Below are 22,564 nucleotides of genomic sequence, written 5' to 3' on the forward strand. Positions count from 1 at the left end.
TTTGTTATTGTGTGGTACTGCATTAACAACATACCTAACAATAAAAATGATGCCGAAGGCAGAAATATCAAGGGTAAATACGTTAATTTATACTTGTTTTTGTTTGCTTACTATTAAGATAAGTAAACAAATAAAAATAAGCGATAAGCTGAACGCTTTTATCTCTCTATTTAAAGTGGCAGGCAATTTGCCTGCCTTATAATACTTATTTCGCTGCAGCGAATGCTTGCTCTAAGTCAGCTAAAATATCTTGAATATTTTCAATACCGCAAGAAAGACGAATAAGCCCTGCAGAAATACCAGCTTGTTCTAGTTCAGCTTCACTTAATTGGCGATGTGTTGAAGTCGCTGGATGTAACGCACAAGTACGAATATCGGCTACGTGTACTTCACGTGAGGTCATTTGTAACGCGTTTAACCATTTTGCCGCGGTTTCTTTGCCACCTTTAATCTCAAAGGAAATGACACCACACAAACCGTTAGGTAAATATTTTTGTTTGAGAGCGTAATCTGGTGAGCTTGGTAAGCCAGGGTAATTCACTTTAGCGACTTGCGGATGTTTTTCTAAAAACTCGGCTACGGCCTGTGCATTTTCATAATGACGTTGCATACGAAGTGCAAGGGTTTCCATACCGACATTCAATAAGAAACTATTTTGTGGGGCAGGCGTTGCACCTAAATCACGCATTAATTGAACACGCGCTTTGACAATGTAAGCTGCAGGACCAAAGGTTTCTGTATAAACTAAACCATGATAAGTTTGGTCAGGTGTGCTTAGTTGCGGATATTTACCGTTATTCCAATTAAAGTTACCACCGTCTGTAATTGCACCACCAAGGGCAATAGCATGACCATCTAAATATTTAGATGTGCTGTGAATGACCACATTCGCGCCAAATTCGATTGGACGACAAAAATAGGGGGTAGCGAAGGTGTTATCAACTAATAATGGCGCCTCTGCAGTTTTCGCTAAGGCAGCAAATTTTTCAATATCTAACACACGTAAAGCGGGGTTTGCAATGGTTTCAGCAAAGACCGCTTTTGTATTTGGACGGATTGCTTTTTTGAGTTCTTCAAGTGGTAAATCTTGATCTACAAAAGTCACTTCAATCCCCATTTTTTTGAATGTGTGGGCAAATAAATTGTAGGAACCGCCATACACATAAGAAGAGGAAATGAAATGATCGCCTGCTTCTAAAATATTCAACATCGCATAGAAAACCGCAGATTGACCAGAAGCTGTACACATTGTTGCCACGCCACCTTCAAGTGCCGTGATTTTTTCTTCCGCGGCATTTGTCGTTGGGTTTGCTAGGCGAGTATAGAAATAACCTGCTGCTTGTAAATCAAATAATTTGCCAATTTCTTCTGCAGAATCGTAGGTATAAGTTGTGCTTTGCACGATAGGTTGAACACGTGGCTCACCGTTTTTAGGGCTATAGCCAGCATGGAGGCATTTCGTTTCGAATTTCATTGTTTTTTCCTTTAGTTGTGTTTGTTTTGGGGATAAAGTGCGGTCGTTTTTTATAAAATTTTATGCACTTTGAGTTTAGCAATGAGGTTCAACAGCGATATAAATTTCTACCAAACCATCAGGGTGGTATTTTTCAAAATCTACCGAATAAGCCCGCTTAAGTAAACCTTGTTGTTCTTTTTCCCAGATCAGTTGCCATGTTTGATAAATTTCATCTACTTTGCAATGAAAAACTTCGTAGAAACTCAAATCTTCAATTTCAATCACCGGGATATCTGTTTCTAATACAACCTCACTTGCAATCGCAAAATCATAGTCTGCTTGGTAATTCGTAGCATAATTAAAATAGATACCATAACAACAGTGACCTTGTGGTAGTTTGTCGAAATTGTTTTGCCAAAGGGTTGAGATTATCTCATTTGCTATGTTGTTATTTAAGCGTTGTTGTACGATTGGGTAGAGTTTTAACGCCATTTATCCTCCTAGTTTATTTTTCCTGACTTCACTTTTTTAAATAAAGTCAGGAAAAACGGCATTTAATGAATATGCTAAAAGGGCGTATTGCTACGCCCTTTAATTTTGGTTCAAGTGAAATTATTTGTTATCTTTCACTTCTTCAAACTCAGCATCAACAACATCATCATTTGGTTTGCTGTTGCTTTGAGCTTGTTGTGCATCAGCTTGTGGTTGTGCAGCTTGAGCAAGTTTTTGAGCCACTTCTGCAAGTGCTTGAAGTTTAGCTTCGATTGCTGCTTTATCTTCGCCTTTCGCTGCAGTTTCTAAATCGCTTAATGCGCTTTCAATTGCTGCACGATCTTCAGCTGGAACTTTATCACCCGCTTCTTCTAATTGTTTACGTGTGCTGTGTACAAGGTGATCTGCTTGGTTGCGAGCTTGTACTAATTCTTCAAATTTACGGTCTGCTTCAGCGTTTGCTTCTGCATCACGAACCATTTTTTGAATTTCTTCATCACTTAAACCTGAAGAGGCTTTGATGGTGATTTGTTGTTCTTTGCCAGTACCTTTATCTTTCGCAGAAACGTGGATAATACCGTCAGCGTCGATGTCGAAGGTTACTTCAATTTGTGGCATACCGCGTGGAGCTGGGTTAATGCCTTCAAGGTTGAATTGGCCTAAAGATTTATTCGCAGATGCTTGTTTACGTTCACCTTGTAATACGTGAATGGTTACTGCACTTTGGTTATCTTCTGCAGTTGAGAACACTTGTGATTTTTTAGTTGGAATCGTCGTGTTTTTCTCAATTAAGGTAGTCATCACACCACCCATGGTTTCGATACCTAAAGATAATGGTGTTACGTCTAACAATAAGACATCAGTTACATCACCCGCTAATACACCACCTTGAACTGCAGCACCGATAGCAACTGCTTCATCCGGGTTCACGTCTTTACGAGGTGCTTTACCGAAGAATTCTTCTACTTTTTGTTGTACTAATGGCATACGGGTTTGACCGCCCACTAGGATAACATCATCAATTTGTGATGCACTTAAGCCAGCATCGTTTAATGCAACTTTTACAGGTTCAAGTGATTTCGCCACTAAATCTTCTACTAAAGATTCTAATTTAGCGCGAGTTAATTTGATGTTTAAGTGTTTAGGACCTGTTGCATCTGCAGTGATGTAAGGTAAGTTCACATCAGTTTGTTGTGCAGATGAAAGTTCAATTTTCGCTTTTTCACCTGCTTCTTTTAAACGTTGCATTGCAAGTGGGTCATTACGTAAATCAACACCTTGTTCTTTTTTGAACTCATCCACTAAGTAGTTGATTACACGGTTATCGAAGTCTTCACCACCTAAGTGAGTATCACCGTTGGTTGCTAATACTTCAAAGGTTTTTTCGCCACCTACTTCATCAATTTCGATGATAGATAAGTCGAATGTACCACCACCTAAGTCATAAACAGCGATAGTTTTGTTGCCTTGACCTTTATCTAAACCGTAAGCTAATGCTGCTGCGGTTGGTTCGTTGATAATACGTTTAACTTCTAAGCCTGCGATACGACCTGCATCTTTTGTTGCTTGACGTTGAGCATCGTTAAAGTATGCGGGAACAGTGATTACTGCTTCAGTTACTGGCTCACCCAAGAAATCTTCTGCAGTTTTCTTCATTTTTTTCAATACTTCTGCAGAGATTTGTGGAGGCGCAAGTTTGTCACCTTTTACATTTACCCATGCATCACCGTTGTCTGCTTTGGTGATTTCAAATGGCATAATGTCGATATCACGTTTTACTTCAGCATCTTCAAAACGACGACCGATTAAACGTTTAATTGCAAATAATGTATTTTTCGGGTTGGTCACTGCTTGGCGTTTTGCCGGTTGACCCACTAAAATTTCGTTGTCATTTGTATAAGCAATAATTGACGGAGTAGTGCGATCACCTTCTGCGTTTTCGATTACGCGTGGTTTATCACCATCCATTACTGCCACACAAGAGTTTGTTGTACCTAAGTCAATACCAATAATTTTTCCCATTTTGTTACTCCTAAGTAAATTTTAAATTCGTTGTAAATCATTACGATGAATAAGATGTGGATACTTTTCCGCATTTCAAGAGGCAAGATTTAAATTTTTTCTTCCTTTTAAAGTGCGGTCATTTCCGTTCTTGTTTCACAAAATAAGTCCAGATGAACAAAGTTCAAGGGGGAAATATAAAATTATTTTGAAAAAATAAGAAAAAATTTGTGTTTTGTGGTAAATTGTCGACAATTTTAATCATCTATTAATTTAACAAAGGAATCGAAATGAAAAAATCAGTCGTAGCATTAGGTGTGATTGTGGCTCTCGGTGCGGTAGGTGTCGGTGGGGCTTGGTTTACCGGGGAAAAAGCACAAACTGAATATTTACGCCAAATTGAATTAGCAAATAAACAAGCTCAAGCTTTAGGCTTATCTGATTCATTTAAAGTTGTTTATCAAAATAAACAGTTTGAACGCGGTTTCTTTACCTCTCAAGTAGAAGATGAAGTGGTTATTTCTTTACCTAAAGAAGGGAAAGTATTCACTATTCCCCTTTCAACTAAACTTTATCATGGCCCATTTCCGCTTAATCAGCTAGAAAAATTCAACTTTGTTCCAACTATGTTTTCAGCACAAGGTGTGATTGGTAAAAATGAAACAACCCAACCTTTATTTGATTTACTTAAATCAGATAAGCCAGTTCAATATCAAGCCTCTACTAGCTATAGCTTAGCAACAAAAGGTAAAGTTGAACTAGCTGCTGGGGAAGTGACAGATCCAAATTCTCCACAAAATAAATTAGCTTGGTCAAATATCAATATAGGTTTTGATGTTGATAAAGATCGTGCGGGTAAATATGATCTGGTTTCAGATGAAATAAGCTTCAATTCAAACTTTGATAATATTGAAATAGAAGAGAGCAAAGATGTTGTTATGCCCAAATCAGTAACAATGAAAATGAAAGGCTTGAAATTTGAAACCTCATTCAACCCAACCAAGTGGGCTTATATTTATACGGGAAAAAGCGTTTCTTCAGCTGAAAGTATCGAAATGACTAACACTAATTCTTTAGACGATACGGTTTCTATTATTTACAAGGGGACTAAAGGAACATCTGATATTTCACTTAATGGTGATTTTTTGAATCTTAAAGGTGAAAATACGGTAGACTCGATAGTTATTGATGGGAAGGATTTTGGAAAACTAACTAACAATAGCGAATTAAACCATATTGAAGCAAATGCAGCTAATGCATTGATTGAAGCATTTTTCACTGCTTTCAAATCAGTCAGTGATGATGAAAATGCTAATCAGGAAATGGTCTCTGAAATTTTAAGCTCATGGGTTGAAAATCATGGTATGGCTATTTTTAATAATCAACCTCAATTTAAACTCAACCCTATTTCAATTTCAAATAGCCAGGGTAAAGTCTCATTAGATTTAAATGTGGCGTTAGCGAAAGATCCGAAATTTGATTTAATGGCGGGGAGTTTATATAAACAGTTTACAGATTTTGCAGTGAATATTCATGTGGATAAAGCAGCTGTAGAAAAACTTATGACACAATTAGATCCAGAAGAAGATAAAGCGTTGATTAAAGCACAAATTGAAGAGCAAGCTAAACAAGCGGCAGCACAAAATATTGTGGTGAATAATGATAAAAATGTGACGCTTAACTTAGTGCTTGAAAAGGGCGAACTAAAACTTAATGGTCAAGTGATTCCTGAAGAGCAAGTTCAAGGCGTGTTATTTATGCTAATGATGGGAGCTGCGGCACAGGGCCGGTAATTAACAACGAAATAATTAGAAAGGAGATAAAGTGATTTATCTCCTTTTTTATTAGGTTGAGATTATTTGAGTTTTAATCTAAACGTGCCTTTAAATACCCGTCATAATCGGGGATATCAATATTGATTTCTTGCTCAAATAAGCTTGATGTTAAAAGAAAATCAGCGGTGCTTTGATTAATCGCCACCGAAATATTCCAAACGGTTGCAATACGCATTAAGGCTTTTACATCGGGATCATGTGGCGCGGCATTCATCGGATCCCAAAAGAAAATCAGCATATCAATTTTTTTCTCAGCAATTAGTCCGCCAAGTTGTTGATCTCCTCCCATCGGGCCACTTAATAATGAGGCTATTTCAAGTCCCGTTTCTCTAGATAATAGATGGCCAGTTGTACCTGTTGCATAAAGTTGATGGGGAGCGAGAGCTTCTTTATGTTTCTTTACCCAATTGAGCAAGTTTTGTTTACAGCTATCATGTGCAACGAGCGCTATTCGTTTATGAGAAAAGATTGGGCGAGTTGTCGTGTTCATATTTTATCCTCTAAAAAGCTAAAAAAGTATGTGAGCACTTTAGATCAAAGCGGGTAGGGAATGCAATATATAAAGTATGCTTTAACTTAAACCTAAAAATCTTTTAAAAATGACCGCACTTTTAATGAAGACTATTGCAATAACAGGAAGAAATGCATGAGAACGGTGAAAATCTACTATCTTTCTTGCAAAAAATCTTCTAAAATTTACAGGATTTGTTAAATGTTTGTAACATTGATTAACAAGCTTGATTTTCGTGTTTGGCTATGACCAAACTTCATTTTCACTCAGTAAAATAAGGAAAGACTATGTCAGATACCTTAGTAAACGATATTGACCCAATTGAAACACAGGATTGGTTGTCAGCTGTTGATTCATTAATTCGTGCAGAAGGCGCAGAGCGTGCGCATTACATCATCAATCAGGTGATTGATCAGGCACGTAATGGTGGCGTGAACATTGCAAAAGGTGGCGTAACAACCCCTTATGTTAATACCATCCCACTTTCTGAGCAGCCAGCATACCCAGGTGATAAAGCTATTGAGCGTCGTATTCGTAGTGCTGTACGTTGGAATGCGATCATGGCGGTATTACGTGGCCAGAAAAAAGATCTTGAATTAGGTGGTCACATTTCAACTTATCAATCTGCAGCAAGTATGTATGAAGTTTGTTTTAACCACTTCTTCAAAGCGGCGACTGATAAAAACGGCGGTGACTTAGTCTTCTTCCAAGGCCACGCAGCACCAGGTATGTATGCTCGTGCATTTGTTGAAGGTCGTATTACTGAAGATCAAATGAATAATTTCCGTCAGGAATGTGAACCAGGTAAAGGCCTTTCTTCTTACCCACACCCGAAATTAATGCCTGAATTTTGGCAATTCTCTACCGTATCTATGGGGTTAGGCCCGGTAAATGCAATCCGTACTGCTCGTTTCTTAAAATACTTAGATAACCGTGGTTTAAAAGACACCAAAGATCAAAAAGTGTATGCTTTCCTTGGTGACGGTGAGATGGACGAAATCGAAGCAAAAGGTGATTTAACATTCGCCGCACGTGAAGGCTTAGATAACTTAATCTTCGTTGTAAGCTGTAACTTGCAACGTTTAGATGGTCCAGTAACGGGTAACGGCAAAATCGTTCAAGAATTAGAAGGTTTATTTGCTGGTGCCGGTTGGGAAGTAATCAAAGTTATGTGGGGTTCTAACTGGGATAAATTATTCGCTAAAGATACTTCCGGTAAATTAACCCAATTAATGATGGAAGTGCTTGATGGTGATTACTTAACCTTCAAATCTAAAGATGGTGCATACGTTCGTGAACACTTCTTCGGTCGTTATCCAGAAACCGCTGCATTAGTGGCTGATATGACAGATGATGAAATCTGGGCATTAAGACGTGGTGGTCACGACTCAGAAAAACTTTATGCGGCATTCCAGAAAGCGCAAACTGCGGGCAAACCTGTTGTGATTTTAGCGCACATGGTTAAAGGTTATAAAATTCCTGAAGCAGAAAGTAAAAACACTGCACACCAATCGAAAAAAATGTCACTTGAAAGCTTAAAATCTTTCCGCGATCATTTCCAATTAGATATTAAAGATGAAGATATTCCTAACTATCCATACATCACCTTCCCAGAAGGTTCGGAAGAGTATAATTATCTTCACGGCAGACGTAAAGCGTTAAACGGTTATTTACCAAAACGTTTACCAAAATTCACCACTGAATTTAAAGTGCCAGCATTAGAAGAGTTTGCCCCATTGTTGGAAGAGCAAGCGCGTCCAATTTCAACCACAATGGCATTTGTTCGCTTCTTAAATACCTTATTGAAAGATAAGAACATTGGTAAACAAATTGTGCCAATTATTGCTGACGAAGCACGTACTTTCGGTATGGAAGGTTTATTCCGTCAAATCGGTATTTACAACCCACATGGTCAAAACTATGTGCCTTCTGACCGTGATTTAGTGGCTTATTACCGTGAAGCGAAAGATGGTCAAGTATTACAAGAAGGTATCAATGAATTAGGTGCGGCATCATCTTGGTTAGCAGCAGCGAACTCATATTCTGTAAATAACCTTCCGATGATTCCATTCTTCATCTACTACTCAATGTTTGGTTTCCAACGTGTGGGTGACTTAATGTGGGCAGCAGGTGACCAATTAGCACGTGGTTTCATGATCGGTGGTACTTCTGGCCGTACAACATTAAATGGTGAAGGTTTACAACACGAAGATGGTCACAGCCATATTCAATCTCTTGTTATTCCTAACTGTGTATCTTATGATCCTGCTTACGTTTATGAAGTGGCAGTTATCCTACAAGACGGTATCAACCGTATGTACGGTGAAAAACAAGAAGATGTGTTCTACTACATCACCACATTAAACGAAACTTACGAACAACCAGCAATGCCAAAAGGCGCAGAAGAGGGTATTCGTAAAGGTCTTTATAAATTTGAAACCGTTGAAGCGAAAGGCAACAAAGGTCATGTTCAATTATTAGGTTCTGGTGCGATCTTCCGTCACGTTCGTGAAGCAGCACAAATCCTTGCAAATGAATATGGCGTAAGCTCAGATGTATATAGCGTGCCTTCATTCACTGAAGTGGCTCGTGAAGGTGCGGATGCAGTACGTTGGAATATGTTACACCCAACAGAAACACCACGCGTACCTTACATTGCACAAGTAATGAACGATGCTCCAGCTGTTGCAGCAACTGACTACATGAAATTATTTGCAGAACAAGTTCGTGCATTCATCCCAGCACAAAGCTATCACGTATTAGGTACTGACGGTTTCGGTCGTTCAGACAGCCGTGAAAACTTACGTGAACACTTTGAAGTGGATGCACGTTATGTTGTGGTTGCAGCATTACATGAGCTTGCAAAACAAGGCAAATTTGATGCGAAAGTGGTGGCTGATGCAATCGCGAAATTTGGTTTAAAAACTGAAATTTTAAATCCGCTTTACGCTTAATAAAAACATCCTGTGTGTGAGAGCACACAGGAGCATCTACAAATAAAGTGCGGTTGATTTTAACTGCGTTTTTTAAAGGTAAGATAACATGTCAAAACAAATTCAAATTCCTGATATCGGTAGTGATGAAGTTACCGTAACAGAAGTGATGGTGAAAGTAGGTGATACCATTACTGCTGATCAAAGTATTATCAATGTTGAAGGTGATAAAGCTTCAATGGAAGTACCAGCACCAGAAGCTGGTGTGGTAAAAGAAGTATTAGTAAAAGTGGGTGATAAAGTCACAACTGGCACACCAATGCTTGTTTTAGAGTCAGCGGATGCGGCAGCGCCTGCTCCTGCTGCAGCAGCACCTGCACCGGCAGCCGCACCAACAGCTGCAAGTGTCGTTGAAGTGAATGTACCCGATATCGGTTCAGACGAAGTAAATGTGACTGATATTATGGTGAAAGTAGGCGATACCGTTGAAGTTGACCAATCAATCATCAATGTTGAAGGTGATAAAGCTTCAATGGAAGTGCCTGCTCCTGTTGCTGGCGTAGTAAAAGAAATTTTAATCAACGTGGGCGATAAAGTTGTTACTGGCAAATTAATCATGAAATTTGAAGTGGCAGGTGCAGCACCAGCCGCAGCGCCTGCTCAACAAGCTTCGGCACCTGCAGCAGCACCGACAGCTTCAGCGATTAAAGAAGTGAATGTACCTGATATCGGTGGCGATGAAGTTAACGTAACTGAAATCATGGTTGCCGTTGGTGACAGCGTTTCTGAAGAGCAATCTTTAATCACCGTTGAAGGCGATAAAGCCTCAATGGAAGTGCCAGCTCCATTTGCGGGTGTGGTAAAAGAAATTTTAGTGAAATCAGGTGATAAAGTTTCAACTGGTTCATTAATTATGAAATTTGAAGTGGCAGGTGCAGCACCCGCTCCAGCAGCGGCTCCAGCGGCAGCAGCTCCTGCTCCTCAAGCAGCACCTGCAGCATCGCCGGCAGCACAATCAGGTAATGTATCTGGCTTAAGCCAAGAACAAGTTGTCGCAAGCGCAGGCTATGCACATGCAACTCCAGTGATTCGTCGTTTAGCGCGTGAATATGGAATCAACCTTGATCGCGTAAAAGGTACCGGTCGTAAAGGTCGTGTCGTGAAAGAAGATATCCAAGCTTACGTAAAAACCGCTGTTAAAGCGTTTGAAACAGGCACTGTATCTTCTGCAGCAGCGGGTAATGGTGTGGCAAACGGCGCAGGCTTAGGCTTATTACCATGGCCGAAAGTTGATTTCAGCAAATTTGGTGAAGTAGAAGAAGTTGAATTAAGCCGTATCAACAAAATCTCTGGTGCGAACTTACATCGTAACTGGGTAATGATTCCACATGTTACTCACTTTGATCGCACAGATATCACCGATTTAGAAGCATTCCGTAAAGAACAGAATAAGATTGTTGAAAAACAAAAATTGGATGTGAAAATTACACCAGTTGTGTTCATTATGAAAGCGGTAGCGAAAGCATTAGAAGCGTTCCCACGTTTCAATAGCTCTATCTCTGAAGACGGACAAAAATTAACACTTAAAAAATACATCAACATTGGCGTAGCGGTAGATACACCAAACGGTCTCGTTGTACCTGTATTTAAAAACGTGAACAAAAAAGGTATTATCGAACTTTCTCGTGAATTAATGGAAGTCTCCAAAAAAGCACGTGACGGTAAACTTTCAGGTTCTGATATGCAAGGTGGTTGTTTCACCATTTCAAGCTTAGGTGGTATTGGTACAACTCACTTTACACCAATCGTAAATGCACCAGAAGTAGCAATCTTAGGTGTATCTAAATCAGAAATGCTACCAGTATGGAATGGTAAAGAATTTGAGCCACGCTTAATGCTTCCATTATCATTATCTTTCGACCACCGTGTGATCGATGGTGCTGATGGTGCTCGTTTCTTAAGCTATATCAATGGCGTATTAGCTGACTTACGTCGCTTAGTGATGTAATTAACGCGGTAAGATGTGAGTGATTAGGCTCACATCTTACAGAAAGGATCGCAAAGTGCGGTCAAAAATTTGAACGTTTTTACGAGGTAAAAATGAGTAAAGAAATTAAAACCCAAGTTGTGGTACTTGGTGCTGGTCCTGCAGGTTATTCAGCGGCATTCCGTTGTGCGGACTTAGGTTTAGAAACAGTACTTGTTGAACGTTATTCAACATTAGGTGGGGTATGTTTAAACGTAGGTTGTATCCCTTCTAAAGCATTACTTCACGTAGCGAAAGTAATTGAAGAAGCGAAACATGCAAGCAAAAATGGTGTGTATTTCGCAGAGCCTCGCATTGATTTAGATGAAGTACGCGCAGGTAAAGAAGCAGTTGTGGCGAAATTAACTAGCGGTCTTGCAGGTATGGCTAAACAACGTAAAGTAACCGTTGTTGAAGGTTTAGCGGCGTTTACTGATCCGCACACATTAGTGGCTCGTGATCGTGATGGTAAACCAACCACAATTAAATTTGACAATGCGATTATCGCAGCGGGTTCTCGCCCAATTCAATTACCATTCATTCCACATGAAGATCCACGCGTTTGGGATTCAACGGATGCACTTAAATTAAAAGAAGTACCGAAAAAACTCTTAATCATGGGCGGTGGTATCATCGGTTTAGAGATGGGTACCGTATATGATGCATTAGGTTCTGAAGTTGAAGTGGTTGAAATGTTTGACCAAGTAATTCCAGCAGCAGATAAAGATGTGGTGGGTATTTATACCAAACAAGTTGAGAAAAAATTCAAGTTAATGCTTGAAACTAAAGTGACTGCAGTTGAAGCAAAAGATGATGGTATCTATGTTTCAATGGAAGGCAAAGCATGCAACGATACTAAACGTTATGATGCAGTATTAGTTGCAATCGGTCGTACACCAAATGGTAAATTGATCGATGCAGGTAAAGCCGGTGTTGAAGTGGATGAGCGTGGTTTCATTCATGTTGATAAACAAATGCGTACCAATGTGCCTCACATCTTTGCAATCGGTGATATCGTTGGCCAACCAATGTTAGCACATAAAGGTGTTCACGAAGGTCACGTTGCGGCGGAAGTGATCGCAGGGAAAAAACATTACTTTGATCCAAAAGTTATTCCTTCTATTGCTTATACTGAACCAGAAGTGGCTTGGGTAGGTAAAACTGAGAAAGAATGTAAGCAAGAAGGTTTAAACTACGAAGTGGCTAAATTCCCTTGGGCAGCTTCAGGTCGTGCGATTGCTTCAGAATGTGCTGAAGGTATGACTAAATTAATCTTCGATAAAGATACTCACCGAGTACTTGGTGGGGCAATCGTTGGTTCTAACGGTGGTGAATTATTAGGTGAAATCGGTCTTGCGATCGAAATGGGTTGTGATGCAGAAGATATCGCATTAACCATCCATGCTCACCCAACACTTCACGAATCTGTTGGTCTTGCGGCTGAAGTGTTTGAAGGTTCAATTACTGACCTTCCAAACGCAAAAGCGAAGAAAAAATAATTGATTGAAATCTTCCATAAAGGCTACTCGAATGAGTGGCCTTTATTTTTTGAGAGATAACTCACAAAATTGCATAAAAATTCAATAAAAACTGGCGGTCAAAATGACTTTTTGATAAAATCCGAACAGTTTTGTTTTTATATTTTTTTATTATTTAAAAGCTATGTTAAAGAAGATTTTGATTATTGTAGGATTGGCAGTGTTGACAACAGCCTGTTCTAATGGCTCTAGGCAGGCTCATAATGGAGTCATTACAGAGAGCGATGATGCGGAGCTAACGGGGTTAATTGCAGGTTTAGATGGGAAACAAGGTGGACTTCACCCTAAATTAAGAACAAACCGTCCTAAATCTGGTTTAATTGGTGATAAAGCACTTGCTCAAGTTTATAACGAATGGGGTGGTACACGTTATAGAATGGGCGGAAGCACAAAACGTGGTATTGACTGTTCTGCATTTATGCAAACCGCTTTCCTTGATGCTTATGGTGTGGAACTTCCTCGTACAACTTCAGAACAACGCTATTTAGGTCGCCAAATCCAAAAACATGAATTACGTAAAGGCGATTTAGTATTCTTCCGTCGAAATAACCATGTAGGCGTTTATATTGGTAACAACCAATTTATGCATGCAAGTTCAAGCCAAGGTGTAACAATTAGTTCATTAGATGAAGATTACTGGGCAAGAACTTACACACAATCACGTCGAGTGATGTAATAACAATTTTTTATTTCAACAAAAAGTGCGGTTAAAATTAACCGCACTTTTTCTTTGCGTAGATTATCTGTTTATTGGATTAAGCCGCAAATTTCATTAAATCTCTTCTTGGTTTCATTTGGTGGATGGTATTTGTTACTGTTCCAACCAATGGTAGGCTTGTCCATTGTGTTGTTTTAATATTCTCCACTTTGGAATCTAATGCCATGAATACAAATTCATTACCGCTTACACCGGCAAATTCATAAATATGGAATTCATCTTGTTTTTCCAATACTACAAGATCACCGATGAAAAGGCTGTCATTTTTTTCAACCACTAACATATCACCCATTTCAATTCCCCAAGCAAGCATATTCGGATTGGTAACACGAATAAAGCAAGTTTGTTGTGGACGTTTGATGCAATAAAGGTTGAGATCTAATTTTTTATTAAATGTCGATTTACTTTCAACATCATTGAAAAATGGCATAGGATGATAAGAAAACGTCATATCATTTTGTGCAACTGTATTTGCGTAGTTCATCATCTTGTGTTCCTTTTAGTTAATGAGTTTTTAATCAGTGGTTGTTTATACAGGTGTAATATACTGTGGTTAGATACAGTGTGTCAATAGGGCATAGAAAAAATTTTTTTATAGGCGAAAATTTTAGAAAAAATTCATTCCTAGCTTAAAAAGTTCAATTTTTTAGCAAAATAATAAAGAAAAAATTTTCTTTTAAACAAAATTTAAGCTATCTTTACTCTGTTTCGGTGGATCGTAACGATCTGAAGTTCAACTTAATCTTTATTTAAAATTATTATGAATACATCACGTTTATTTCATTTTCTTTTCCAAGGTAATTTGGTAAAACGAATTGCCGTTGGTTTGGTACTCGGGATCCTTGTTGCATTGGTGAATGAGAGTGTTAAGAATTCATCAGGCATTGATCTTGCATCTAGCTTTGGCGTGCTGGGTCAAATTTTCGTTAAAGCATTGCGTGCAGTTGCACCAATTTTGATTTTCTTCCTTGTTATGGCTGCGCTCGCTAATAAGAAAGTGGGCTCTAAAAGCAACATGAAAGAAATTGTTGTGCTTTATCTTGTGGGAACCTTCTTAGCCGCTGTTGCTGCGGTAATTGCAAGTATGGCATTCCCGTCAGAGGTGGCGCTTGCGGTAAAAGAAGATGCGAGCTCTGCGCCTCAATCAGTTGGCCAAGTAATGCTTGCTTTAGTATTGAATGTGGTGGATAACCCATTAAATGCGATTTTCAAAGCAAACTTTATCGGTGTATTAGCATGGTCTATCGGTTTAGGTTTAGCACTTCGTCATGCTTCTGATGCAACTAAACAAGTGGTGGCTGATTTTGCAGAAGGCATTTCTAAAATTGTTCATATCATTATTTCTTTTGCGCCTTTCGGTGTATTCGGTTTAGTGGCTGAAACTTTATCTGACAGAGGATTAGCGGCGTTAGGTGGATATGTACACTTACTATTCGTGTTAATCGGTACAATGTTATTCACTGCATTTGTGCTAAACCCAATTCTCGTTTATTGGAAAATCCGTCGTAACCCATATCCATTAGTTTGGACTTGTGTACGCGAAAGTGGTGTAACGGCATTCTTTACACGTAGTTCTGCAGCAAACATTCCTGTAAACATTGAATTAGCAAAACGCTTAAATCTTGATGAAGAAACCTATTCTGTGGCAATTCCATTAGGTGCAAATATCAATATGGCAGGTGCGGCAATTACAATTACTGTATTAACCTTAGCAGCTGTTCATACATTAGGCATCGAAGTATCTTTCATCAGTGCGGTGTTATTAAGTATTGTGGCAGCGCTTTGTGCATGTGGTGCTTCTGGTGTGGCAGGTGGTTCATTATTATTAATCCCATTAGCTTGTAGCTTATTTGGTATCAGTGATGACATCGCGGCACAAATGATCGGTGTAGGTTTTGTGATTGGTATCTTACAAGACTCAACAGAAACCGCGCTAAACTCTTCAACTGACGTATTATTTACTGCGGCAGTATGTATGGAAGAAAAGCGTAAAAACGGTTAATTAAATTAATCTGACAAGGCGGGCAAATTGCTCGCCTTTTGTTTTTAAGGGAAAGCGAATGACACTTTTAATTCAGCAAGCAAAATTTGAACTTCATCAAAAACAGACCTTAAACTTACCGCACTTTGCGATTGAGCCACGACAATATTGGGTTGTGGTAGGCAGTAATGGGAGTGGAAAATCAGCATTTGCTCTCGCTTTGCAAAATGAATTGTCTTTGCAGGAAGGGAAGTATCATAATTCCTTTCAACGGGTTCAATCCTTCTCTTTTGAAAAACAACGTGAAATTCTTGAAGCAACATTAAAGAATTTAAATAATGATGATACCGATCCAGATTTTTTTGGTAAAACCGCAAGGGAAATGATCTTAAATGGCAGTTCATCGCTAGATTTTTGCGAAGAGATTGCAGAAAAATTAGGGATTACTTATCTCTTAGATCGTTTCTTTATCAAACTTTCCACTGGCGAAACGCGTAAAGTATTATTGGCACAAGCATTATTACAAAAGCCCGACCTATTGATTTTAGATGAACCTTTTGAAGGGCTAGATCAGCAATCAGTGCAAGATTGGATGGCGATGCTGAACGAACTGAAAAAAGAATGTGCAATCGTTCTAATCGTTAATCGTCTCGCGGATATTCCAGCACAAGCGACCCATTTAGCTATGTTGGAAAATTTAGAAGTAGTACTAGAAGGTGAACGTCAATCCATTGAGCAACAAAGTATTTATCAACAATTAGTTTATGCGGAGCAATCTGTTGATGTGGCTTTGCCAGAACCAGCGTCACCATTACTAAAACTGCCTGGAAACCAACCGCACTTTGAGCTTAAAAATGTCACGGTTCAGTATGGTGATAAAGTGATTTTAGATCATTTAAATTGGGTTGTTCAACCTCATCAAAATTGGTGGATTAAAGGACCAAATGGTGCAGGAAAGTCAACTTTACTTTCTTTGATTACAGGCGATCATCCACAAGCATTTTCGAATCATGTGGTGATCTTTGGTAAACAACGAGGCTCAGGCGAAACCATTTGGGATATCAAACAAAAAATTGGTTACGTAAGTAGCCAACTGCATTTAGATTATCGTGTGAATTGTTCTGTGCTTGATGTGATTATTTCTGGCTTTTTTGACAGTATAGGAATTTATCAACAAGTACCAGAAGCAATTCGTTTGAAAGCCATGCAGTGGTTAGCTCGTTTAAATCTGACTCATTTAGCAAAAACGCCATTTCGTTCACTTTCTTGGGGGCAGCAACGTTTGCTTTTAATCACACGAGCGATGGTAAAGCATCCACCTGTTTTAATTTTAGATGAGCCTTTTCAAGGGCTTGATGGATTAAATCGTAAGCTAGTGAAACATTTTATTGAACAACTCGTTAATAATAGTGAAACGCAGCTTTTATTTGTTTCTCATCAAGATTTAGATGCCCCGAATTGCATTACGCATCTTTTTGAATTTATAAGAGAAAACGATAAATATATTTATGTACAAAGTGCGGTCTAATTTGATAGACTTTTCTCATATTTCCTCATCATTAAGGAGCAATCTATGGAAGGCTTATCTATTGCCGCAATCGTCTTTATTGTATTAGTTGTTGTTGTGCTATTTTCGGCACTTAAAACTGTACCGCAAGGTTATAACTGGACGATTGAGCGTTTTGGACGTTATACCCACACCTTAATGCCGGGCTTGAACTTTGTTGTACCATTTGTGGATCGTGTTGGTCGTAAGATTAATATGATGGAACAGGTATTAGATATTCCCTCACAAGAAGTTATTTCTAAGGATAATGCGAACGTATCCATTGATGCGGTTTGTTTCGTCCAGGTGATTGATGCCCGTAGCGCTGCTTATGAGGTGAATCATTTAGAACAGGCGATTATCAATTTAACCATGACCAACATTCGTACCGTGCTAGGCTCGATGGAATTGGATGAAATGCTTTCTCAACGTGATTCCATTAATGGTCGTTTATTGGCAATTGTGGATGAAGCGACCAATCCTTGGGGGATTAAAGTCACCCGTATTGAAATTCGCGATGTGCGTCCACCACGTGAATTGATTGATTCAATGAACGCACAAATGAAAGCTGAACGTAATAAACGTGCGGAAGTCTTGGAAGCGGAAGGTATTCGTCAAGCTGAAATTCTACGTGCAGAAGGGGAAAAACAAGCCCGCATTCTGAAAGCAGAAGGGGAGCGTCAAGAAGCCTTCTTACAAGCAGAAGCACGTGAACGTGCAGCAGAAGCGGAAGCTAAAGCAACTCAAATGGTATCAGAAGCGATTGCCAGCGGTGATACCAAAGCGATCAATTACTTCATCGCACAAAAATACACAGAAGCCTTAAAACAAATCGGTGGTTCACCAAATAGCAAAGTGGTCATGATGCCACTTGAAGCCGGTAATTTAATCGGCTCGGTAGCGGGCATTGCTGAACTGTTAAAAGGCGACAAAAAAGCGTAATTTCCTAAAGTGCGGTTAAAAATGACCGCACTTTTTCTCTCAAGGAGTTGATATGGCAGATTGGTTAACAACTTGGTCGGTTTGGCATTGGTTGGTATTAGGTTTTGTATTGTTAATTGCTGAAACCCTTGTACCCGGCGTGTTTTTATTATGGTGGGGCTTGGCTGCGATTGTGACGGCAGGCGTGATGGCGTTGGTGCCAAGTTTATCCTTAACCGTGTTAGCTGTTTTTTATGCGATTTTAGCGATTATATTCTCGTTGCTCTGGTGGAAATATCAACATAGCAAAGATAATCAGGACCAATCACGTACAACTTTAAACCAACGAGATCATACTTTGTTAGGTAAAAAAGGCACGGTATTAGAAATTGGTTCTAATGGGATTGGTCGTGGTGCCTTTGGCGATACCACATGGCGTATTCAAGGTGAGCATTTAGCGGTGAATGATCTAGTGGTGGTAGAACGCGTTGATGGCATTACACTGTTAGTTAAAAAGGTAACAGAATGAATCATTTAATTATTTTTGCACATCCCAATAGCCAAAAAAGTTTTGGTCGTGCTATCGTAGATCGCGTTGTAAAAGCAAGCCAACAACTTGGTGTTGAAACCCATTTGCGCGATCTTTACACCATGGAATTTAATCCGATTATTTCCTTTGAAGAATTACAATCGGCGAATAAAGGGATTATCCCAGCGGAAATTCAGCAGGAACATAATTTTATTCGCCAAGCAGATTTGATTACGATGGTTTATCCTTTATGGTGGATGGGTTTTCCAGCGATGCTAAAAGGCTATTTGGATCGTGTATTAAGTCATGGTTTTGCTTATAAAACAGAAAATGGCGAATCCAAAGGTCTGCTTCAAGGTAAAGCGATGCAACAATTTATCACTATTGGTAGCAGCGTAGCAAAATATCAAGAATACGGCGTGGATAAGTCCCTCAATCATTGTTTGATCAATGGTTTATTTAATTATTGTGGTATTGAGAATGTGGATTACACTTTGTTCGGTGATATTCATATTATCGATAATGCTGCTCGCCAAGCGATGCTTGATGAAGCCGCCGAAAAAACAACGGCAAAATTGACCGCACTTTTAGCTCAATCGTGAGCACAATCATAGGAAAGCAAACAGATGTCAGAAACTCAAGTGAATAATTTTTCTTTAATAAGCCGCCTATTTGGCAATTTATTTTATCGCAGCCCTACGGATCCCATTTTGAGTGGGGTATTTGATTGGTTGCAGCAACAAGGTTTAAGTCAAGTGTGGGCACTTTCTACGGATAAAGAAAGCGAAGCGGCCATTGATAATTTACAAATGAAAATTGATTTAACGTTGCTTGATCAAGAATATCAAAAATTGTTTGGCCCAAACGGTAACGTGCCGACAGCTATTTCCAGTTATGATATAGATGTACAACGTTTTGTGGATTTTCGTCGTGCGCGTAATGTGCCTGAAGCAGAGGATGTGGATCATTTCGCTTTGCTATTGCTTACGGCTTCTTGGTTAGAAGACAACACGGAATCGCTATCTGCTCAACAAGATTTATTCGGTGATTTCTTATTACCTTGTGCAGCGAAATTCTTAACCCAAGTAGAAACTTATGCAACACTTCCTTTCTATCGTTCATTAGCGTATTTAACCCGTGAAATCTTGGCTGCAATGGCTGATGAGTTAGAAGAAGGCGAATAGTTTTCATCAATAGAATAGATCTCTAAAAGAGATTTTTAGATGCCAATAAAAAAGCCCCGCGAATCAAAACGTGGGGCTTTTATCTAATGGAAGATCAATTATTCTTCAGAAGTCACATCTTCTGTGCCTTCGTCTTCATCATCCACATCACAAACACGTTCAAGGCTCACAACATGCTCATCTTCAGCAGTACGAATTAAACGAACTCCTTGGGTGTTACGGCCAACGATGTTCACTTCACTTACACGAGTACGCACTAAGGTACCTGCGTCGGTGATAAGCATAATTTGGTCGGTTTCTTCTACTTGTGTCGCTGCAACGACTTTACCGTTACGTTCGCTCACTTTAATCGAAATCACCCCTTTGGTATTACGCGATTTGGTTGGGTACTCGCTTAATTGCGTGCGTTTACCGTAACCATTTTGTGTCGCGGTAAGAATTGCACCATCATTTTTCGGTACAACTAAGGAAACCACTTTATCGATGTTGAGATCGAGGGTTTCTTCCGCATTATCATCGGAAACGTCTTCAATTTCGACCGCACTTTCATCGTCAGCGATATCATTAGTGAGGGCAAGTTTAATACCGCGTACACCTGTTGCTAAACGACCCATTGCACGTACTGCGCTTTCAGCGAAACGTACTACGCGACCTTGAGAAGAGAACAACATGATTTCGTTAGAACCGTCGGTGATATCGACGCCGATTAATTCATCTTCATCACGTAAGTTCAAGGCGATGATGCCGCTGGAACGTGGACGGCTGAATTCGGTTAGTGCAATTTTCTTCACAATACCACCAGCGGTTGCCATGATAACGAATTTATCTTCTTCATAAGCAGAGATTGGCAGGATTGCGGTGATACGCTCGTTTTCTTGTAACGGTAGAATATTTACAATTGGACGACCACGCGCACCACGGCTCGCTTGTGGTAATTGATAGACTTTCAACCAATATAAGCGACCACGGCTCGAGAAGCAGAGAATCGTATCGTGAGTATTCGCCACTAAGAGTTTTTCGATGAAGTCTTCATCTTTCATCTTCGTTGCAGATTTACCTTTACCACCACGACGTTGTGCTTCGTAGTCGGTAAGCGGTTGATATTTCACATAACCTTCGTGAGAAAGGGTCACTACCACATCTTCTTGAGCGATTAAATCTTCTAAATCAATATCACCGGAGGCTGCAGTAATTTCGGTACGACGTTCATCGGCGAATTGTGCACGTACTTGTTCAAGTTCTTCACGAATCACTTCCATCAAGCGTTCAGGGCTGTTGATGATGTGGAGAAGTTCTGCAATTTTAACCAATAACTCTTTGTATTCATTGATGACTTCTTCGGTAGCAAGACCGGTTAAACGGTGTAAGCGAAGTTCTAAGATTGCATCAACTTGTTCTGGAGAAAGGTAGTAATCAGAACCTTTAATACCAAATTCAGCGGCTAATTCAGCTGGGCGTGCCGCTGCATCAAGTAAGCCTAAGATCTCACCGTTGAGTTTCCAAGGGCGAGAAATTAATTTTTCTGCCGCTTCTTTACGCTCTTTCGATTGACGGATGATATCGATGATTTCATCGATATTTGATGTTGCAACCGCTAAACCTTCTAAAATATGGGTACGCTCGCGGGCTTTACGCAATTCAAATAAAGAACGGCGAATCACCACTTCGCGACGGTGCATCACAAAGGCTTCAATGATTTGTTTTAAATTGAATAAACGTGGTTGACCGTGATCCAAGGCCACCATGTTGATCCCGAAGGTTACCTGCATTTGGGTAAGCGCATAGAGGTGATTTAATACCACTTCGCCTACGGCATCACGTTTGATGTCAATTTCAATACGGATCCCTTCTTTGTTCGAAAGGTCGATAATATTGCTGATGCCTTCGATTTTTTTATCTTTGATAAGCTCAGCAATTTTTTCCACTAATTTGGCTTTGTTCACTTGATAAGGCAATTCGGTCACAATAATTTGCTCTTTGCCTTTATCTGTGGTTTCTACGCTAGCGCGAGCGCGAACATACACTTTGCCGCGACCAGTGCGATAAGCTTCTTCAATCCCTTTACGGCCATTAATTAATGCCGCTGTCGGGAAATCTGGGCCAGGAATATATTGCATTAATTCATCAATGGTAATGTTTTCGTTATCAATATAAGCCAAGCAGCCATCTAACACTTCATTTAAGTTGTGTGGTGGAATGTTCGTTGCCATCCCCACCGCAATACCAGAAGAACCGTTTGCTAAAAGTGCAGGAATCCGGGTTGGTAATACGTCCGGAATCATTAATTCGCCATCATAGTTTGGCGAGAAATTCACGGTTTCTTTATCCAAGTCAGTTAATAACGCTTGGGTGATTTTTTGCATACGGACTTCGGTATAACGCATTGCGGCTGGCGCATCACCGTCGATTGAACCGAAGTTACCTTGCCCATCTACCAACATGTAGCGCAATGAGAACGGCTGTGCCATACGCACAATGGTGTCATACACTGCAGAATCACCATGTGGGTGATATTTACCGATTACATCACCTACCACACGGGCAGATTTTACGTATTTTTTGCCGGCAGTGATGCCAGATTGATCCATGGAGAAAAGCACACGTCGATGCACCGGTTTTAAACCGTCACGTACGTCGGGCAAAGCACGCCCAACAATCACCGACATGGCGTAGTCAAGGTAAGAAGATTTGAGTTCTTCTTCAATATTGACTGGGGTAATAGAGGAATGGATTGAATCCGTCATTTTTATTCCTTTTTTGATCAAAAAATTGCGACGGATTATAGCATAAATTTAAGCGTTTTTGTGTGAAAAGTGCGGTTGATTTTAAAGCGTTTTTTTAATGCAGAAATAAATAAGGCAGACATTAAGTCCGCCTTATGATTGAGAAAAAA

The 22,564-nt window shown here is 39.7% G+C and carries 17 protein-coding genes; 11 read left to right on the plus strand and 6 right to left on the minus strand.

The annotated features are described in order from the left end of the window. Nucleotides 1-205: 205 nt before the first annotated feature. The 3 genes from QP437_RS02040 to dnaK all read right to left on the minus strand — a co-directional run bounded on the left by QP437_RS02040 (nt 206) and on the right by dnaK (nt 3,970). On the minus strand, nt 206-1,474 hold the full coding sequence (locus QP437_RS02040; RefSeq protein WP_285266771.1) for an O-acetylhomoserine aminocarboxypropyltransferase/cysteine synthase family protein: 1,269 nt from the start codon (nt 1,472-1,474) through the stop codon (nt 206-208). Between the two features lie 75 nt (nt 1,475-1,549). Then, nucleotides 1,550-1,948 carry a GyrI-like domain-containing protein gene (locus QP437_RS02045; protein ID WP_054418607.1) on the minus strand — a complete coding sequence of 133 codons (399 nt, stop codon included), beginning with the start codon at nt 1,946-1,948 and terminating at the stop codon, nt 1,550-1,552. A gap of 120 nt (nt 1,949-2,068) precedes the next feature. Next, a complete protein-coding gene (gene dnaK, locus QP437_RS02050) occupies nt 2,069-3,970 on the minus strand; it encodes a molecular chaperone DnaK (protein WP_054418609.1) in 1,902 nt (633 codons plus the stop codon). Between the two features lie 269 nt (nt 3,971-4,239). Between dnaK and QP437_RS02055 the strand changes: the two genes are divergently transcribed. Continuing rightward, nucleotides 4,240-5,742, plus strand: a complete 1,503-nt coding sequence (locus QP437_RS02055; protein WP_285266772.1) for a YdgA family protein — start codon at nt 4,240-4,242, stop codon at nt 5,740-5,742. A gap of 73 nt (nt 5,743-5,815) precedes the next feature. Here the strand turns inward: QP437_RS02055 and mgsA are convergent, their stop codons facing one another. Further along, a complete protein-coding gene (gene mgsA / locus QP437_RS02060) occupies nt 5,816-6,274 on the minus strand; it encodes a methylglyoxal synthase (protein WP_285266773.1) in 459 nt (152 codons plus the stop codon). Nucleotides 6,275-6,582: 308 nt separating this feature from the next. On the opposite strand from mgsA, the gene aceE reads away from it, so the two are divergent. From aceE to QP437_RS02080, 4 genes are all read left to right on the plus strand, one after another. Next, entirely contained in the window at nt 6,583-9,249 is a 2,667-nt protein-coding gene (aceE, locus tag QP437_RS02065) for a pyruvate dehydrogenase (acetyl-transferring), homodimeric type (protein ID WP_285266774.1), read from the plus strand. Nucleotides 9,250-9,337: 88 nt separating this feature from the next. Further along, nucleotides 9,338-11,236 (plus strand): pyruvate dehydrogenase complex dihydrolipoyllysine-residue acetyltransferase, encoded by a 1,899-nt coding sequence (gene aceF / locus QP437_RS02070; RefSeq protein ID WP_285266775.1) that lies wholly within the window; start codon nt 9,338-9,340, stop codon nt 11,234-11,236. Nucleotides 11,237-11,328: 92 nt separating this feature from the next. After that, nucleotides 11,329-12,753, plus strand: coding sequence for a dihydrolipoyl dehydrogenase (gene lpdA / locus QP437_RS02075; protein ID WP_285266776.1), 1,425 nt, complete (start codon nt 11,329-11,331; stop codon nt 12,751-12,753). A 163-nt stretch (nt 12,754-12,916) separates the two neighbouring features. After that, nucleotides 12,917-13,468 (plus strand): NlpC/P60 family protein, encoded by a 552-nt coding sequence (locus QP437_RS02080; protein ID WP_054418623.1) that lies wholly within the window; start codon nt 12,917-12,919, stop codon nt 13,466-13,468. A 79-nt stretch (nt 13,469-13,547) separates the two neighbouring features. On the opposite strand, the gene QP437_RS02085 is transcribed toward QP437_RS02080, so the two are convergent. Continuing rightward, nucleotides 13,548-13,997 (minus strand): LexA family transcriptional regulator, encoded by a 450-nt coding sequence (locus QP437_RS02085; protein ID WP_075915980.1) that lies wholly within the window; start codon nt 13,995-13,997, stop codon nt 13,548-13,550. A gap of 273 nt (nt 13,998-14,270) precedes the next feature. Here QP437_RS02085 and sstT point away from each other — a divergent pair, with 273 nt between their 5' ends. Genes sstT through QP437_RS02115 form a run of 6 tightly spaced genes read left to right on the plus strand, consistent with a single transcriptional unit; the run spans nt 14,271 to nt 19,671 of the window. After that, entirely contained in the window at nt 14,271-15,512 is a 1,242-nt protein-coding gene (sstT, locus tag QP437_RS02090; RefSeq protein ID WP_285266777.1) for a serine/threonine transporter SstT, read from the plus strand. Between the two features lie 58 nt (nt 15,513-15,570). Next, nucleotides 15,571-17,019, plus strand: a complete 1,449-nt coding sequence (gene modF / locus QP437_RS02095) for a molybdate ABC transporter ATP-binding protein ModF (protein ID WP_285266778.1) — start codon at nt 15,571-15,573, stop codon at nt 17,017-17,019. Nucleotides 17,020-17,064: 45 nt separating this feature from the next. Next, nucleotides 17,065-17,979: an SPFH domain-containing protein gene (locus QP437_RS02100; protein WP_049366068.1), complete on the plus strand. Its 915-nt coding sequence runs from the start codon at nt 17,065-17,067 to the stop codon at nt 17,977-17,979. A 52-nt stretch (nt 17,980-18,031) separates the two neighbouring features. Continuing rightward, nucleotides 18,032-18,487: an NfeD family protein gene (locus tag QP437_RS02105; RefSeq protein WP_070582176.1), complete on the plus strand. Its 456-nt coding sequence runs from the start codon at nt 18,032-18,034 to the stop codon at nt 18,485-18,487. After that, nucleotides 18,484-19,089, plus strand: a complete 606-nt coding sequence (locus tag QP437_RS02110) for an NAD(P)H-dependent oxidoreductase (RefSeq protein ID WP_070582177.1) — start codon at nt 18,484-18,486, stop codon at nt 19,087-19,089. The genes QP437_RS02105 and QP437_RS02110 overlap by 4 nt, the downstream gene beginning before the upstream one ends. Before the next feature lie 24 nt (nt 19,090-19,113). Then, nucleotides 19,114-19,671, plus strand: a complete 558-nt coding sequence (locus tag QP437_RS02115; protein WP_285266779.1) for a molecular chaperone — start codon at nt 19,114-19,116, stop codon at nt 19,669-19,671. A 98-nt stretch (nt 19,672-19,769) separates the two neighbouring features. On the opposite strand, the gene gyrA is transcribed toward QP437_RS02115, so the two are convergent. After that, nucleotides 19,770-22,415, minus strand: coding sequence for a DNA topoisomerase (ATP-hydrolyzing) subunit A (gyrA, locus tag QP437_RS02120; RefSeq protein WP_285266780.1), 2,646 nt, complete (start codon nt 22,413-22,415; stop codon nt 19,770-19,772). Between the last annotated feature and the right edge of the window lie 149 nt (nt 22,416-22,564).

This window comes from Haemophilus sp. UMB1048 (assembly GCF_030218125.1).
GTDB lineage: Bacteria > Pseudomonadota > Gammaproteobacteria > Enterobacterales > Pasteurellaceae > Haemophilus_D.

Bases quoted from the DNA above. Each gene is read 5' to 3' on its own strand.
- QP437_RS02110 (WP_070582177.1), top strand. From the start codon at position 18,484: ATGAATCATTTAATTATTTTTGCACATCCCAATAGCCAAAAAAGTTTT.
- QP437_RS02100 (WP_049366068.1), top strand. From the start codon at position 17,065: ATGGAAGGCTTATCTATTGCCGCAATCGTCTTTATTGTATTAGTTGTT.
- aceE (WP_285266774.1), top strand. From the start codon at position 6,583: ATGTCAGATACCTTAGTAAACGATATTGACCCAATTGAAACACAGGAT.
- sstT (WP_285266777.1), top strand. From the start codon at position 14,271: ATGAATACATCACGTTTATTTCATTTTCTTTTCCAAGGTAATTTGGTA.
- QP437_RS02055 (WP_285266772.1), top strand. From the start codon at position 4,240: ATGAAAAAATCAGTCGTAGCATTAGGTGTGATTGTGGCTCTCGGTGCG.
- mgsA (WP_285266773.1), bottom strand. From the start codon at position 6,274: ATGAACACGACAACTCGCCCAATCTTTTCTCATAAACGAATAGCGCTC.
- gyrA (WP_285266780.1), bottom strand. From the start codon at position 22,415: ATGACGGATTCAATCCATTCCTCTATTACCCCAGTCAATATTGAAGAA.
- QP437_RS02085 (WP_075915980.1), bottom strand. From the start codon at position 13,997: ATGATGAACTACGCAAATACAGTTGCACAAAATGATATGACGTTTTCT.
- modF (WP_285266778.1), top strand. From the start codon at position 15,571: ATGACACTTTTAATTCAGCAAGCAAAATTTGAACTTCATCAAAAACAG.
- QP437_RS02045 (WP_054418607.1), bottom strand. From the start codon at position 1,948: ATGGCGTTAAAACTCTACCCAATCGTACAACAACGCTTAAATAACAAC.
- QP437_RS02080 (WP_054418623.1), top strand. From the start codon at position 12,917: ATGTTAAAGAAGATTTTGATTATTGTAGGATTGGCAGTGTTGACAACA.
- aceF (WP_285266775.1), top strand. From the start codon at position 9,338: ATGTCAAAACAAATTCAAATTCCTGATATCGGTAGTGATGAAGTTACC.
- QP437_RS02105 (WP_070582176.1), top strand. From the start codon at position 18,032: ATGGCAGATTGGTTAACAACTTGGTCGGTTTGGCATTGGTTGGTATTA.
- lpdA (WP_285266776.1), top strand. From the start codon at position 11,329: ATGAGTAAAGAAATTAAAACCCAAGTTGTGGTACTTGGTGCTGGTCCT.
- QP437_RS02115 (WP_285266779.1), top strand. From the start codon at position 19,114: ATGTCAGAAACTCAAGTGAATAATTTTTCTTTAATAAGCCGCCTATTT.
- dnaK (WP_054418609.1), bottom strand. From the start codon at position 3,970: ATGGGAAAAATTATTGGTATTGACTTAGGTACAACAAACTCTTGTGTG.
- QP437_RS02040 (WP_285266771.1), bottom strand. From the start codon at position 1,474: ATGAAATTCGAAACGAAATGCCTCCATGCTGGCTATAGCCCTAAAAAC.